Origin of the sequence: Rhizobium leguminosarum bv. viciae USDA 2370 (assembly GCF_002008365.1) — a bacterium.
In the GTDB taxonomy this organism is placed as follows: Bacteria; Pseudomonadota; Alphaproteobacteria; order Rhizobiales; family Rhizobiaceae; genus Rhizobium; species Rhizobium leguminosarum.
Window position 1 is genome coordinate 1 of sequence record NZ_MRDL01000036.1, and the last position, 13,860, is coordinate 13,860.

The window sequence follows — 13,860 nt, forward strand, 5'->3', positions numbered from 1 at the left end:
GCAAAACCCCCGAAGGTGGATGTCCAACTTTCGGGGGTCAGTTCACTCCGGCGGGCTTTTTTGCGTCTAGTCTACGGTACATCGCAGCAACAACCCTCAATGCAGACGCGGTCGGCGTCGCTCGCTGAGATGACGGCCCCGGTTCCAGCTGGCGATGGTCTCAAGCATTACGTCCGTCTTGCGTGCGGCGGGCTCGGCACTCATGCGGATCCGCTCGAGGGAAATACCCGCCTTGGCGATATAGTTGAGCGCGGCTGGATTGATTGAACGCGGCCGCTTTTGGAGCGGTCGCGAACCGCATTGCGTTTAATAGGACCACGCTTCGGGACAATCTAACAAATCCGGTCACTTACTCAAAACTCAAGACCAGCGTGCTCTCAAGGGCCGGATTCGCCTACTCGCCCTGTCGTAGGTTGCGAAGTCGGTCGAAAAGGACGGCAAGCACGATTGCCCCACCGATAAAGCATCCTTGCCAGAATGCGTTGATGCCGAGCAGACCAAGACTGTTGCGGATGACCTCGATAAGTGCGGCGCCGACCAGGGCTCCAAAGGCGGTGCCGACGCCGCCAGCCAGATTGGCGCCGCCGATAACCGCGGCGGCAATGACCTGAAGTTCCATTCCGGCGCCGATGTTTGTGGTGACAGCGCCGAGCCAGCCGGTTTGAATGATGCCGGCAACCCCCGCGGACAGGGCAGAAATCATATAGACGATGACCTTGATCCTCGGCACGGGAACGCCCGTCAGTGTCGCGGCGTGCTCATTGCCGCCGATGGCAAAGACATAGCGGCCGAACTTGGTCCAGCGCAGCACGAAACCGGTGATGAGTGCCAGCACGACCATGTAAAGCACTGGATTGGCGACGCCGAAAACCCAGGCGCCGCCACCCAGCGCCAGTAGCTTGTCGTGATCAGGTCCGAACTGGAAAACGACTGTGTTGTTGGACGCAACCATCGCAAGGCTGCGCGCAATCGACAACATGCCGAGCGTGACCACGAAAGGTGGGAAGCCGAGATAGGCAATCAATGCACCGTTGAAAGCTCCGACCAAAAGAGCAGTACCGATTGAGGCGGCGATGCCGACTTCAATGCTGTATCCCGCATGCATGACGACCGCCAGCACCATGCTGCACAGGCAAAGCACGGAGCCAACGGACAAATCGATGCCGCCGGTGATGATGACCAGCGTCATGCCTAGCGCGATAATGGCGACGAAAGTGACGTTGCGGGTGATGTTGTAGATGTTCTTCGCCGTTGCAAAGGAGTCCGTCGCCATCGACAGAAAAATGCAGGCGAGAATGACGGCAATCAGCACCCAGAATGTCTGGCCGCCCATGATCGTCGCAAGCCAGCTGCGTTGCTTCTGTCCGATCGTCTGGTCAAGTGTAATCGCCATCGTCGACCTTCTTCCTTCCTGTTGCAACGGATAGCATCGATCACACCTGTTCGATGGCGCCGGTGATCAGTCCCGTCACTTCCTCCGGCGAACTTGCCGCAATCTGCTTGTCGGCTACTTTTCTGCCTCGCCGCATCACGATCACGCGGTCGGCGACCGAAAAGACGTCGGGCATGCGGTGGCTGATCAGGACAACGACAATACCCCGGTCCCGCAATTGGCGGATCAGATTCAGAACTTCAGCCACCTGGCGCACGGAAATGGCTGCTGTCGGCTCGTCCATCAATACGATTTTCGCTTCAGACAGCATCGTGCGGCCGATCGCTACCGCTTGCCGCTGGCCACCCGACATTTGCTTGACGAGATCGCGGGCCCGCGTCTCGGATTTGAGCTCGCGAAATATCTCGCTGGCGCGCTTGTACATGCTCTTGTGGTCGAGGATGCGAAGAGGCCATACCCCGCGGCGCAATTCTCGGCCAAGGAACACGTTGGCTGCCGCCGTCAGATTGTTGCAGAGCGCCAAGTCCTGGTGAACGATCTCAATGCCATGCTGGCGCGCTTCCTTCGGCTGATGAAGCACGAGATCGGCGCCGTCGAGCCGCATGGTTCCATGGCTCGGTCGAAAGTTGCCGGCAATCATCTTCACCAGTGTGGACTTGCCAGCCCCGTTGTCGCCCATGAGGCCGACAACCTGACCCGCTTCGAGCGAAAACGAAACATCGTTGACTGCCTGGATGGCACCGAAATGTTTGGAAATATTGCTGAGCTCAAGAACTGCCACCAGCCTCCGCGCCTCCCAAAACCTGCGGGCTATCCATCGCTCCCAACCCTGCTTGTCTTCGACGCAAGGCTCCGGCGCGTTCGCCTTTCCAATATCCTCCCAGGAAAAACGATTGGGAGCATTTACGCAAAACCCTGCGACAGCGTCAACTCATTGTCCGGGCCATTGACCTTATTGTCGCAAAAATCTGTTTTGTCAGACAAATATCATTTGACGAGAGTGGCGCCCGGATATTAGCTATCAGTGGGGGAGAAAGAGCATGCTAATCCTTGTTACTGGTGCGACGGGCAAGGTCGGGCGGCGCTTCATTGCTGGGCTGCTTGACGATCCGAGATTTTCCAAAGCCCGTGTTCGTGCGCTTTGTCATAATCGTTTGTACGAGGCGACCGACCGTGTCGACGTCATCCAGGGCTCGATCGCCGATCGCGATGTCGTGGCAGCGGCGCTGGATGCGGTTACCCATGTCGTGCATCTCGCCACATGCAAGGAAACGCCTGAAGACATCATGGATGTCACGGTCAAAGGTCTCTTTTGGCTGCTCGAGGAGTTCCGTACGAGCGTCACGGCACGCCAGTTCATCCTGATCGGCGGTGATGCGGGGGTGGGACATTTCCACCATCGCCACGACGGCCCGATCACCGAGAACGCCCGCCATTCTGCCTATCCGGGAAGCTATGCGCTCTCCAAAGTCCTGGAAGAGGTCATGCTGGAGCAGTTTGGCATTCAGTACGGCCTCAATGGGTGTTGTCTGCGCGCGCCCTGGATCATGGAAAAGGACGATTTCAAGTATTCGCTGTCTTTTGGAGACGACGTCTTTGGCGGCCCAGACTGGAAGACGCTCGTTCCGGAGGACGCGGCGCGGCGTTATGCAGCGATGGGTACGGTGCCGCTGCTGCTCGATGCCGACGGGCGTCCGCTGAAACGCAATTTCGTGCATGTCGACGACCTCGTCTCGGCAATACTGGCAGCGATCGATAACCCCCGGGCAGAGCGGCAACTCTTCAATATCTGCATGGATCGACCAGTCGACTATGCTGAAGTCGCCGCCTATCTCCTGCGCACGCGCAATCTCGGCTCCATCGACATACCAAGCCGCTTCCATTCCAATTGGATGGACAACAGCAAGGCGAAATACCTGCTGGATTGGCGGCCAAACTACGATCTCGAAATGCTTATCGACTCAGCCTGGCAATACGAGCGTTCGAAGGAGGAGCCTCGCATCGTCTGGTATCCGGGTTGATTTCGTGTGGCGGGCACGCGGTGTCCGTCTGTTTCAAGGGAGGAAACTATGAGGAAGGCATTACTACTTACAGCCGCAGTCTTAGCACTCACCGCCGGGCAGGCCTTGGCCAAAAAGCAACTCGTCATCGTCGTCAAGGGCCTCGACAATCCGTTCTTCGAAGCAATCAATCAAGGTTGCCAGAAATGGAACAAAGAGAACCCCACGGCGGAATACGAGTGCTTCTACACCGGCCCGGCATCGACATCCGATGAAGCCGGCGAAGCGCAGATCGTTCAGGATATGTTGGGCAAGGCAGACACGGCTGCAATCGCAATATCGCCGTCAAATGCGAAGCTCATCGCCCAAACCCTCAAGACCGCCAATCCAACGGTTCCGGTGATGACGCTCGATGCCGATCTTGCCGCCGAGGATGCAGCCTTACGCAAGACCTATCTTGGCACCGACAATTATCTGATGGGCGCCCGCATCGGGGAGTACATCAAGAAGGCCAAGCCGAAGGGCGGTAAGATCTGCACGATCGAAGGCAATCCGGGAGCAGACAATATTCTACGCCGCGCACAAGGGATGCGCGACACGCTCACTGGCCAGAAGGGCTTGACCGCGCTGAAAGGCGAGGGTGGTTGGACCGAGGTTGCCGGCTGCCCGGTGTTCACCAATGACAACGGTGCCGCGGGTGTTCAGGCAATGACCGATATTCTCGCGGCCAATCCCGACTTGGACGCATTCGGTATTATGGGTGGCTGGCCATTGTTCGGTGCGCCGCAACCATATCGCGACCTGTTCAAACCGATGGCCGAGAAGATCGCTAGCAATGATTTCGTCATTGGTGCGGCCGACACGATCGGCGACGAGGTTGCCATTGCGAAGGAAGGTCTAGTGACTGCGCTCGTCGGCCAGCGGCCATTCGAGATGGGCTACAAGGCACCTTCGGTGATGATGGATCTGATTGCCGGCAAGCCGGTCGAAGATCCAGTCTTCACCGGGCTCGATGAGTGCACGAAGGATACAGTCGATACCTGCATTCAAAAGTAGGTTCAAAGTTTGGCGGCACTCGGTTCACGGGTGCCGCCGACTGTCCGCACGAGACGGATCGAAAGATCCGCAGGCTTGACGTGCCTTGGATTCCGCGCTTTTTGCGCAGGGTCAATCGCAGGCGACTTCCTCGTTATTACGATTGTTTTGATCATACGTGCAGACAGTCGAAAGAATGCTGAGGCAGTAGAAATAAATGCCTGACAAGAAATCGGGAAAGCCGACGGCTCCGGTCGAGGTGGCGGCGGTTGACCGCTCGGCCACCACAAGGCGCCCAAATGCTCCCCGCATGACTGGGGCGAGTGTGCATGTGTCCTTAGCGGGCGAGATCGGTCTGCGAATCGTGCGCGGCGATTATCCGCCGGGCACGATTCTGCCAAATGAAGCAAAATGGTCGGAAGTCTTTGACGTCAGCCGATCGGCGGTTCGCGAAGCTATCAAGATGTTGATGGCAAAGGGCCTGCTTTCCTCTCGTCCGAAAATCGGCAGCTGGGTGGAGCCCAAGGAACGTTGGAACCTGCTGGATAGAGATGTCTTGGGCTGGTATGCCGCATCTCCCGATCGGGAATCCTTTCTGAGGGCCGTGCAAGAACTCAGGCATATGATCGAACCGGAAGCGACTGCGCTTGCTGCGGAACGCCGAACCGAAGAGCAGATGAATGCGATCAGCCAGGCCCTGCATGACATGGATCAGGCGACATCGCTCCAGCAGCGAACGGAATCCGATGCGCGATTTCACATCGCGATCCTGCGCGCCTCCGGAAATGATCTGCTGGTGCCGCTCGGCGTATTGATCGAATCGGCGCTGAACCACCTCTTCGCCCATGTCACGCGGGAGGAAGACAACTTGCGATATGCGCTGAAGCTTCATGAAAATATTGAGAAAAGCATCCGATTGCAGCGGCCGAACATGGCGCGCAACGCAGTCCGCAAGGTGCTGGCAAATACCGATCAAATCATAGCACGGTGGTCGCGATAGAAGTCTGCATCCAGCCCGGCTCAGGCTGCTAGGCCAGCGTGGTACCTTCGCCGACTCTGGATGTAACGCAAAGCGGATCCGCGCTTCGGAGGTCGTCTATAAATATTGAAATTGCAGGCCTCCGTAGTTTCAGTCCGCCGCAACCAAATCCACAAAAGATGCGCTATCAAGCGGGTTTTTTGCGTCTAATGTCCGGTGATCGCCCGGGTTGAGTTCCCTGAGGCCAGTCTTTCTTCGAGATCGTTCCGCACCTCGGCAAGATTGCGCCGGGTCATCAGGCGATGAGGCCACGCATCCTGCAACGCCCCGGCTGATGGCGGGTGTCTCGCCGATCAGGCGTTTCTCGACAAGTTGGAGGACGATCGGAATGGGCATCCGTTTTGCATCCTCTTCGCGCCCGTTGCGGGCTCGGAATCGGCTTGCACCTCGCCGGAGACCAGCTCTGGCAACATACCTCAAGGTTATTCCCTGAACCGCAACGTTAGGGATCTTTGCTTCTGCGCTGCAGGCGACCGATGAGGGGGAGGACAGCCGCGGTCGGCAAGAATGCGACAAGAGTGAGCAACTTGGCTGAAATGCCAGGGACAACGCGGCGACGGCCCGAGTTGAAACCTCTCCAGGCCCGCTCAGCGACATATTCAGCGTCCAACTTGGGCAATATCTTGAAGAGAGCCGCCCGGTTCGCGCCGGCCTTTTCGAGGAATTCGGTGGACACCGGTCCGGGCGCGACACATGTCACCGTAACGCCAAAGCGGCGCACTTCCTGATGGAGCGCGTCCGAAAAAGAGTGCACGAAACCCTTGCTTGCGTAGTACAACGCCATATACGGCCCGGGAAACAAACCCGCTATAGAGCCGAGATTGATCACGCCGCCACGTCCGCGCGCAAGCATTCCGGGCAGGAAGCGAAGGGTCAAGTCCGTCAGGGCGCGTATATTGAGATCGACGATCCCAAGCTGATCGTTGAGGGGGAGTAATGTTGCTGCGCCTCGCAGGCCATACCCGGCACTGTTGACCAGCACGCCGCAGACCAAATCATTGGCGGTTAGAAAAGCCTCAAGACGCTCGGACGCGTCGGCTGCAAGCAGATCCAGTTCCAGCGTGAAGGCCTCACCGCCGGCCTGCTGTACCTCGGCCGCCGCAGCGGTGAGGCCTTCAGGCGAGCGCGCGATGAGCACCACGACGTTGCGGTCGCGTGCGGCAACCTTTGCGATTGCTCGTCCAATGCCGCGGGAACCGCCAACCACGACGACAGCCGAACGGAACTCGTTGTGCGGGGTCACTTCGATGTTCCTACCGACGGCATGATGGTCGCGGCTCCCCTGTGGACGAGGCTATTTACTTCGTCGGTGACCTCGCCATTCAAGATCCTTTCGAATCGTTCCAATGCCCGTGCCACATTCGCTCCATCCATAACCCTGTGGTCGTAGTGAATGCGGACAGTAACCGATCCATCCTCGCCGATCGGGCCGTAGTTGAAAAGTGTGGTCAGCGGACTGAGAGGGTTGAGAGACTCCGCTCCGAGACCCGAATAGACAGACAGTTGGAAGGTGCCGAAATAGCGCGCTCGCTTCCGTCCTATATTGAGTCCGAGCCACATGAGCAGCCACCTCACAGGGGCAGGTGCGCGAGCAAGCTCCAGAGAGCGCCGAAACTCCTTGATCTCCAGAACCGGAAGTGACCTCGCTGAACGGATCAGCGTCTCCAGCTCGGGGATTGAGCGTTGCTCGGGACCTTTGATGGTGCTCAGCAGAACGACCCGTTCTCCGTCATGCTCGCGCTCATGGGCAATGGAGGCCACGCTGGCCGGATATTCATAGAGCTGTGGCCACGGAAACTTGATGTAAGCGCGCCGCAATTCAGGAATTTCTTGAGAGAGCAGAGCGTATCCCTTCAAGAAAAGCACCGTCCAGGACGGCCGGGCATCCGCTCCGTCTCTTGCATCCAGGAGGGGCCGAACGTTCATTTGCCGCTGGACCGTCACACGCGGCACCCCGATCGAGAATCTCATCAGATCTCCGACAAGGCGTCGCGATGCCGAGAGCTTGATCGTTCGGCCTCTCATCTTGCCACCTCTAATAAAGATAAGGGATGATGCGCTTGGTCTTCGCCATATACGCTTGATATTGCGGACCGAAAACTTCCAGCATCATACGTTCTTCCTTGTCCACCCTTAGGAAGAATAGAACGGTGAAACCGATCAGGCCCGCCATGCCTGCCACCCAGTTCGGCAGCAGAAACACTTGTGAAAGCCCCATCAAAAGGAACGACGTGTACATGGGGTGGCGGACAAGGGCGTACGGGCCAGCGCATATCAATTCGTGCTGCTGGCGGATTTCCAGCGTAATCGACCAGTTTCGTCCTAATTGCTTGTGGGTTCTTCGAAAGACCCACATCGCGGCGCAGAAGAGTATTGTCCCGATCACGACGGCCCACAAATGGGCGGTATAGTTGGCTGCCTCAGGGATGCCGGTCGCGACGTAAAATCCCGGCACGATCGCAAGTCCTGCGAGGGCTGCCGCAAGTCCGACCGCCTCCGAACCGGTACGGCGTTTACTGACGACCGGCACTCGCTTTGCGCGACGCTCAAATGGGTATCGAATGATGCACCAGGCAACAATTCCGAGAACCCAGACGCCCTCGCCGACGACGGCTGCTGATAAGTTCAAATCAAGTCACCAGAACCTTTCCATAATCTGCCTTCTTGGATGCCCCGGTAATCAACCTGTATTCATCTCCCGAAGGTTTGTAATGAACTGTTGCGGCCTTAGCCAAATGCTGGGCGCCTTATAACCCATGTGCCGTGCGATATCCGCCACAAAGGCATTGCAGTTGTATACCGATGCCTCCCAGAGACGAGAGGTTGCCTGCAGTTTGCGTATATACGCAACTGTGTCGTTATATTCATTATCACTCAGCATCACACGCCAGCTTGCTGATCTGTACTGCTCTTCCAGGTCACCGTCCGTCGCTCCGGTCGAGGCCGGAACCGGTATGAAGTGGCCTATTACATACTGCGCGGCATCGGGAGAAGCTGGGGCAAGCCCTGCAACTTCGGGATTGATCATATTTCCGTTTTTATCCGCCTGCCCAAAAACGACGTAGGTGTGGCCGTAGGTCAGCGCATAGCGTGAGCGGAATTCGATGAAATGCCGATTTGATTTGTTTTCAGCCGTATTGGTTGGAGCTACGCCTCTGCCGTTGGATGTATAATGCGGTAAAGGCCTTTTGTCTTCTGTCTGGCATGACGATGCCACGAACGCCAACATAACAACTAGCGACACACCGCCTCTTCCAAGCGCCATCACTAAGCTCCATATGCAGGCCCTGACGAATGCGAGCCCGAAGTCAGCATATAAAAATGCCACTCTTGCGCTGTGAGTTACGAAGGAGCGCAGCTTGGCGGTTTATGTAAGAAGAGGAAGGGTCTATGTGACCCTTCCTAAGAATCAAACCCGATATGCTACTTGTAGACTGCTTCTGCCGGCGGTGGGGCCTTCCCCTTGCCTTTGCCAATCGACCCGCAAGCACTCAGATTGGCCACCGCAAACATCGCAACGATTACAATTAGAATTCTGCTCATCAGGAAGTCCTCTCCTCATCATGGAATAGCCCTTCAGGCTACACCTTAAAGTTTAGCGACAATCAGTACCCTGGATAGGGCAGACATGATGCAACATGCAACGAATCTACATTAGCAGATACATATTGCTATGGCCAACCCCGCGATTTCAAATGGTAAACACCATCAGATGACAACCACGCGCGTGCCTACGCGTGCACGGGAGTAGAGGTCGACGATGTTTGTGTTCGTCAGGCGAATACACCCATTCGAAACGGCACGGCCTATCGACCAGGGGGCATTCGTTCCGTGCAACCGGAACAGGGTATCTTCTCCGCCTTGGTAGAGGTAGAGGGCCGCTGCACCGAGAGGGTTGAGCGGTCCTCCCGGTATCCCATCGGCATACTTGGCCAGCCGGGGCTTGCGCTGAATCATGTCATTGGTGGGCTTCCACGAAGGCCACTCTGCCTTATAGCCGATGGTAGCCTCGCCCTTGAAACTCAGTCCTTCCTCACCGACGGCAACGCCATAGCGAGTCGCCAGTCCGTCTGCCTCCACGAAGTAAAGGTAGCGGCTCGCCGTATCGACGACGATAGTTCCGGGCGGTTCACTCCCCGTATACGCGACCTCCTGTCGTCGATAGCGGGGATCGGCATCCGGATCCCTCGCGAATCGGTAGCCCAGTGGCGGCCCATCGCCCGAAGTACATCCAGAAAGCATCAGAGCCAGGCTCCCCAGCACGAGCCCCCGGCGTGTAATATGCTGTTTGTCCATTTCCACCTGCCAAGTAACTCCGTCGATCCCGTTCATTCCAAATTAGCCCGTTCATTCCAAATTAGATTGCGACATCTTTTGATAAAGACACTCAACTCTGTGGAAGAGGAGTTCGCAACACTGGCAACATCTCAAGCTGCGCAATACCATGCCCTTCTATTTATCCGTGAAACCCCTTGCATCAATAATCGCGCCGATCGAATATTAGCATATCAACAAGGACAGAGACGATGAAGCTTTGCCTGGAAGGAAAAATCGCGATCGTAACGGGCGCAGGTTCCGGAATTGGTGCCGCCGTTTCCCGACACCTCGCTGAGGAGGGTGCCGAGGTTGTTGTCGCCGATATCAATGCTGACGCAGCACACACGATTGCCGCCGCAATCAGATCAGAGGGAGGCCGCGCCCGTGAATTTGTCGTCGATGTCAGTGACAGTGAAAGTGTGCAGAGACTTGTCGATTTTACCGTCGAGACATGTGGCGGCTTGAATCTGGCGGTCAATAATGCGGGAATCGATGGGATGCGCGCAGCGGTCGCAGACTATCCGCTCGATAATTGGCACAAGGTGATGAACGTCAATCTGAACGGCGTCTTCTATTGCATGAAGTCCGAAATTGGCGCGATGCTGAAGCTGGGCGGCGGTGCAATCGTGAATATGTCTTCCACTCTCGGGACCGTTGGATTACCCACCGCGGCGGCATACACCGCGGCCAAGCACGGGGTTGTTGGACTGACGAAAGTCGCAGCGATGGAGTATGCGAGATTGGGTATCCGCATAAATGCCGTCGGTCCCGGCTGGATCGAAACGCCACTTTTGTCAGAGCATCTTGAGGCGGCGAGTACGCGACGCATGGCATCGCTTCAACCAATGGGCAGGCGTGGAAAACCGGAAGAGGTCGCGACTCTTGTGTGTTTCCTCCTGTCCGAGCAGGCCAGCTTCATCACTGGGGTGCACTATTTGGTGGACGGGGCCTATACCGCTCACTGAAGAAAGGCCTTGAGAAGATGCGACGATGTCCAACCTGCCTCTATTTTGCCCGACGGTGTGGGTGACCGGGATAGCTCATGTTTTACACGACATCGCGGTCCCTCCGGTGATCCTGTCTGCTATCGCCATGTAGGCTACGTTGGAGGTTCTCACGAATAGCAAGACCGGACATGACGGCCATCGCCGCTAACGGGGCGAGATGAAGGCGTGGATTGTGTCGGAGAGTTTGCGGTCGGCGCGATGATGGATGACGGTGTGGAGCGTGCCAGACTGAGGCCGAACATACTGTCGTCGTGGCGAACGATGGCGCCGTGTGGCAAGCGCATGTCTCCGAATGCGCCGTTCATCTCCGGCTCCGTCGGCAGGTGCAGAGAACGAGCCGCCAGGGGCACTTCCACCAGTTTCGTCGCTGCCTTCGGAAACCGCGATCATCTGCTAGCGGGAGAAGAGCGAGTGGTCACAGGGCGCGAAAGGATAGGTGGAAATAATTGCGGTGCATTCCGTTGGTGACTTTCAGGAGCGTCAAATCTCAGCGCAAATCGGGCCCCAGGCAACCAAGCTTCTCCTAGATGACCAAAAGAGAGCCCCCTGACAAGGGGGCGTGTGCCGGACCGTAGCTGAGATTGGAAATAGCGCGCAACAACCGAATCGAAGTCGGAATACGCGCTGCTTTTGCGAGGTTTTCGATCCAAGCTCTTCCATCATGCAAACCCTCGCTAATCTCGGCTCTTCAAAGAGAAGGCAAGGACGTAGTCGCCGATATCCTTCGAATAGGGTGCGCCGCCAACCGATATCAGGACATATTGCTTGCCTGTTTTCGGTGAGACATAGGTCATGGGCGTCGCGCTCGAGCCGACTGGCAGCGGATATTTCCAGAGCTCGGTACCGTTCTCGGCGTCATAGGCGCGGATATAATAATCCTGGAAACCAGCGAAAAAGACGACGCCGCCGGCGGTCGCCGAAGTGCCGGCGTAGCTCGGCAGACCCATCGGCATAGGCAGCTTGGTTTTGATCTTAAACGGCCCGAGTTCTTCGGCGGTGCCGGCTGGAACCTGCCATGCGATCTTGCGGGTGCTCAGATCCACTGCGGTGACGGTACCGAAGGGCGGCTGCGTGCAGGGAACGCGGAGCCTTGAGGTCCACATTTCGGTAGCCATTGCGTAAGGTGTGCCTCGTTGCGGTGCCGAGGGCCCGTGCGCCGTCGTGGTGAGGGCAAAGTCGACATACTCCTCGCGCGGAATGAGTGCGAAGAGACTGGGCACGCGGATATCGTTCATGAAGACCCGGTTGTTGGGCAGATCGACCGATACGCTTCCCCAATTGAGGCCGCCCAGATTTCCCGGCTGCTGGATCGCATACTGCGTGCCGATCGGGGTGAAATCGCCGTCGTAGCGCATCTTGCGGAATGCGATGCGGCATGCCAGCTGATCGAACATCGTCAGGCCCCAGGCCGTCTGCTCCGTCACGCGCTCCGCACCGATTGTCGGCATGCCGACGGAGTAGGGCTGTGTCGGGGAGAGTTTCTCTTCCGGCGCGCCACCTTCCTGCGACACCGGCTTCTCCTCAACTTCGGCAAGCGGTGTGCCGGTCCGGCGGTCGAGGAGAAAAAGCTGCCCGCGTTTGGTGGTCTGCAGGAGAGCAGGCACGGTGGCGCCATTACCGTCAGGCAGGTCGATCAGGACCGGTTGGGCCGGCAGGTCATAGTCCCAGATATCGTGATGCACGGTCTGGAATTTCCATTTCTCGCGACCCGTCGTCACATCGAGCGCCACCAATGTCGCGTTATACTGATCGGCGAAACCAGGGCGATTGACGCCGTAATAATCCGGCGTGGTATTGCCGAGCGGCGCATAGATGAGACCGAGCTTGTCGTCGAATGCGGCCGTCGTCCACATGTTGGGGGTGGCCCGCGTATAAGTCTGGCCCTCCGGCGGGAGTTTGGTGATTTCAGGGTTGCCGAGATCCCATGCCCATTCGAGCTCGCCGGTGACCACGTTGAACGCGCGGATGACGCCCGAAGGTTCGCCGATCTCCTGATTGTCCGTGACCCAGCCTCCGACGACGATCAGGTTGCGGGCAATCAGCGGCGCCGATGTCTGGAAATAATAGCCTGTCTTGACTTCGCCCATGCCCTGGGAAAGCTGCACGGTGCCATTGTCTCCGAAGCTCTTGCAGGGAACGCCAGTCTTGCTGTCGATCTCCAGGAGACGGGCATCAATCGTCGTCTGCACCAAACGCTCGTTGCAAAGACCATCGGCGGATTGCGCTTCTTGCGGCATCTTGTAGTAACCGAGACCGCGGCAGCGCTGCCAGTAAGGCGCCGTCGCCTTGGGGTCGAAGGTCCAGCGGGGTTTGCCTGTATCTGCATCGAGTGCTGCGATCACATCTGTCGGCGTGCAGGTGTAGACCGTATCGCCGATCTGCAGAGGCGTGTTCTGATCGGCGCCATCGCTTTTTCCGGTGCGATATGTCCAGGCAAGATCGAGCTTGGACACGTTGCCGCGGTTGATCTGATCGAATGGGGAATAACGGTCTCCCGCCGTAGTGCGGCCATAGGATGTCCAGTCGGAGGGAGCGTTGTCGCCTTTGGCGGGCTTGTAGGCGGTGATGTCGGCGGATGGGCGGATGACGCCGTGCGGTACGAAGCTGAGACCGAAACCCGCGACAAAGATGAGAGCGGTCACCAAGGCGCCGGCATAAAAGACCTTCCGGTTGGCGCTCGGGGAACGCGACGGCGCAAACAGAAGCGCAAAGCCTGCCAGCGCGATGGGGGACATCAAGCGGGCAAAAAGCGCCCAAAAATTAAGACCCGACTCCCATAACGCCCAGGGAAGGGTGAAGACGGCGACAAGCAGGACGATGAGGCTGCCGGATATCTTCCGGCGCCACAGCAGAAACGCGCCAACCACATAAGAAAGCCCAACGATCGCGTAATAGGGGGAGCCGCCGAGGCGTAGCAGCCAGGCGCCGCCTCCGATCAGCCCCAATCCGATAAAGGCGAGAACAAGACAAAATACGGTAGCCAGCAATTTCATAGTCTCCTCATCCAATCCGCCGCCCGATCACCTGGATTCCAACTCCGACCGTCGCAGGGCACCTCGGGAAGCACAG

14 protein-coding genes and 1 pseudogene are annotated in these 13,860 nt (G+C 57.7%); 4 read left to right on the forward strand and 11 right to left on the reverse strand.

Annotated elements, in window-relative coordinates:
* Positions 1-96: 96 nt before the first annotated feature.
* From BS629_RS39740 to BS629_RS15040, 3 genes and pseudogenes are all read right to left on the reverse strand, one after another.
* Positions 97-267: pseudogene (locus tag BS629_RS39740) on the reverse strand (GNAT family N-acetyltransferase); the annotation flags it as partial.
* A gap of 127 nt (positions 268-394) precedes the next feature.
* The gene (locus BS629_RS15035; RefSeq protein ID WP_018243387.1) at positions 395-1,393 is read right to left on the reverse strand and encodes an ABC transporter permease; all 999 of its coding nucleotides are present in this window, start codon (positions 1,391-1,393) and stop codon (positions 395-397) included.
* A gap of 40 nt (positions 1,394-1,433) precedes the next feature.
* The gene (locus tag BS629_RS15040) at positions 1,434-2,174 is read right to left on the reverse strand and encodes an ATP-binding cassette domain-containing protein (RefSeq protein ID WP_018243386.1); all 741 of its coding nucleotides are present in this window, start codon (positions 2,172-2,174) and stop codon (positions 1,434-1,436) included.
* Between the two features lie 259 nt (positions 2,175-2,433).
* On the opposite strand from BS629_RS15040, the gene BS629_RS15045 reads away from it, so the two are divergent.
* The 3 genes from BS629_RS15045 (at position 2,434) to BS629_RS15055 (ending at position 5,428) form a co-directional block, all read left to right on the forward strand.
* Positions 2,434-3,414 (forward strand): NAD-dependent epimerase/dehydratase family protein, encoded by a 981-nt coding sequence (locus BS629_RS15045; protein WP_018243385.1) that lies wholly within the window; start codon positions 2,434-2,436, stop codon positions 3,412-3,414.
* A gap of 48 nt (positions 3,415-3,462) precedes the next feature.
* A complete protein-coding gene (locus tag BS629_RS15050; protein ID WP_018243384.1) occupies positions 3,463-4,449 on the forward strand; it encodes a substrate-binding domain-containing protein in 987 nt (328 codons plus the stop codon).
* A gap of 196 nt (positions 4,450-4,645) precedes the next feature.
* Positions 4,646-5,428, forward strand: a complete 783-nt coding sequence (locus BS629_RS15055) for a FadR/GntR family transcriptional regulator (RefSeq protein WP_018243383.1) — start codon at positions 4,646-4,648, stop codon at positions 5,426-5,428.
* 129 nt (positions 5,429-5,557) lie between these two features.
* On the opposite strand, the gene BS629_RS38910 is transcribed toward BS629_RS15055, so the two are convergent.
* From BS629_RS38910 to BS629_RS15085, 7 genes are all read right to left on the reverse strand, one after another.
* On the reverse strand, positions 5,558-5,803 hold the full coding sequence (locus BS629_RS38910; protein WP_155256932.1) for a hypothetical protein: 246 nt from the start codon (positions 5,801-5,803) through the stop codon (positions 5,558-5,560).
* 106 nt (positions 5,804-5,909) lie between these two features.
* Positions 5,910-6,710: an SDR family NAD(P)-dependent oxidoreductase gene (locus BS629_RS15060; protein ID WP_018243382.1), complete on the reverse strand. Its 801-nt coding sequence runs from the start codon at positions 6,708-6,710 to the stop codon at positions 5,910-5,912.
* Entirely contained in the window at positions 6,707-7,492 is a 786-nt protein-coding gene (locus BS629_RS15065) for a hypothetical protein (protein WP_018243381.1), read from the reverse strand. The genes BS629_RS15060 and BS629_RS15065 overlap by 4 nt, the downstream gene beginning before the upstream one ends.
* A 10-nt stretch (positions 7,493-7,502) precedes the next feature.
* Positions 7,503-8,096, reverse strand: a complete 594-nt coding sequence (locus BS629_RS15070; protein WP_018243380.1) for a protein-S-isoprenylcysteine O-methyltransferase — start codon at positions 8,094-8,096, stop codon at positions 7,503-7,505.
* A 51-nt stretch (positions 8,097-8,147) separates the two neighbouring features.
* Positions 8,148-8,732 (reverse strand): hypothetical protein, encoded by a 585-nt coding sequence (locus tag BS629_RS15075; protein WP_018243379.1) that lies wholly within the window; start codon positions 8,730-8,732, stop codon positions 8,148-8,150.
* 158 nt (positions 8,733-8,890) lie between these two features.
* Positions 8,891-9,010, reverse strand: a complete 120-nt coding sequence (locus tag BS629_RS39745) for a hypothetical protein (RefSeq protein WP_018243378.1) — start codon at positions 9,008-9,010, stop codon at positions 8,891-8,893.
* 165 nt (positions 9,011-9,175) lie between these two features.
* On the reverse strand, positions 9,176-9,763 hold the full coding sequence (locus tag BS629_RS15085) for a L,D-transpeptidase (RefSeq protein WP_026188513.1): 588 nt from the start codon (positions 9,761-9,763) through the stop codon (positions 9,176-9,178).
* A gap of 230 nt (positions 9,764-9,993) precedes the next feature.
* Between BS629_RS15085 and BS629_RS15090 the strand changes: the two genes are divergently transcribed.
* Positions 9,994-10,749 (forward strand): SDR family NAD(P)-dependent oxidoreductase, encoded by a 756-nt coding sequence (locus tag BS629_RS15090; protein ID WP_018243376.1) that lies wholly within the window; start codon positions 9,994-9,996, stop codon positions 10,747-10,749.
* A gap of 716 nt (positions 10,750-11,465) precedes the next feature.
* Here the strand turns inward: BS629_RS15090 and BS629_RS15095 are convergent.
* A complete protein-coding gene (locus tag BS629_RS15095; RefSeq protein WP_018243375.1) occupies positions 11,466-13,784 on the reverse strand; it encodes a membrane-bound PQQ-dependent dehydrogenase, glucose/quinate/shikimate family in 2,319 nt (772 codons plus the stop codon).
* Between the last annotated feature and the right edge of the window lie 76 nt (positions 13,785-13,860).

Bases quoted from the DNA above. Each gene is read 5' to 3' on its own strand.
- BS629_RS15065 (WP_018243381.1), bottom strand. From the start codon at position 7,492: ATGAGAGGCCGAACGATCAAGCTCTCGGCATCGCGACGCCTTGTCGGA.
- BS629_RS15045 (WP_018243385.1), top strand. From the start codon at position 2,434: ATGCTAATCCTTGTTACTGGTGCGACGGGCAAGGTCGGGCGGCGCTTC.
- BS629_RS15050 (WP_018243384.1), top strand. From the start codon at position 3,463: ATGAGGAAGGCATTACTACTTACAGCCGCAGTCTTAGCACTCACCGCC.
- BS629_RS15095 (WP_018243375.1), bottom strand. From the start codon at position 13,784: ATGAAATTGCTGGCTACCGTATTTTGTCTTGTTCTCGCCTTTATCGGA.
- BS629_RS15055 (WP_018243383.1), top strand. From the start codon at position 4,646: ATGCCTGACAAGAAATCGGGAAAGCCGACGGCTCCGGTCGAGGTGGCG.
- BS629_RS15075 (WP_018243379.1), bottom strand. From the start codon at position 8,732: ATGGCGCTTGGAAGAGGCGGTGTGTCGCTAGTTGTTATGTTGGCGTTC.
- BS629_RS15035 (WP_018243387.1), bottom strand. From the start codon at position 1,393: ATGGCGATTACACTTGACCAGACGATCGGACAGAAGCAACGCAGCTGG.
- BS629_RS39745 (WP_018243378.1), bottom strand. From the start codon at position 9,010: ATGAGCAGAATTCTAATTGTAATCGTTGCGATGTTTGCGGTGGCCAAT.
- BS629_RS15085 (WP_026188513.1), bottom strand. From the start codon at position 9,763: ATGGACAAACAGCATATTACACGCCGGGGGCTCGTGCTGGGGAGCCTG.
- BS629_RS15090 (WP_018243376.1), top strand. From the start codon at position 9,994: ATGAAGCTTTGCCTGGAAGGAAAAATCGCGATCGTAACGGGCGCAGGT.
- BS629_RS38910 (WP_155256932.1), bottom strand. From the start codon at position 5,803: ATGCCCATTCCGATCGTCCTCCAACTTGTCGAGAAACGCCTGATCGGC.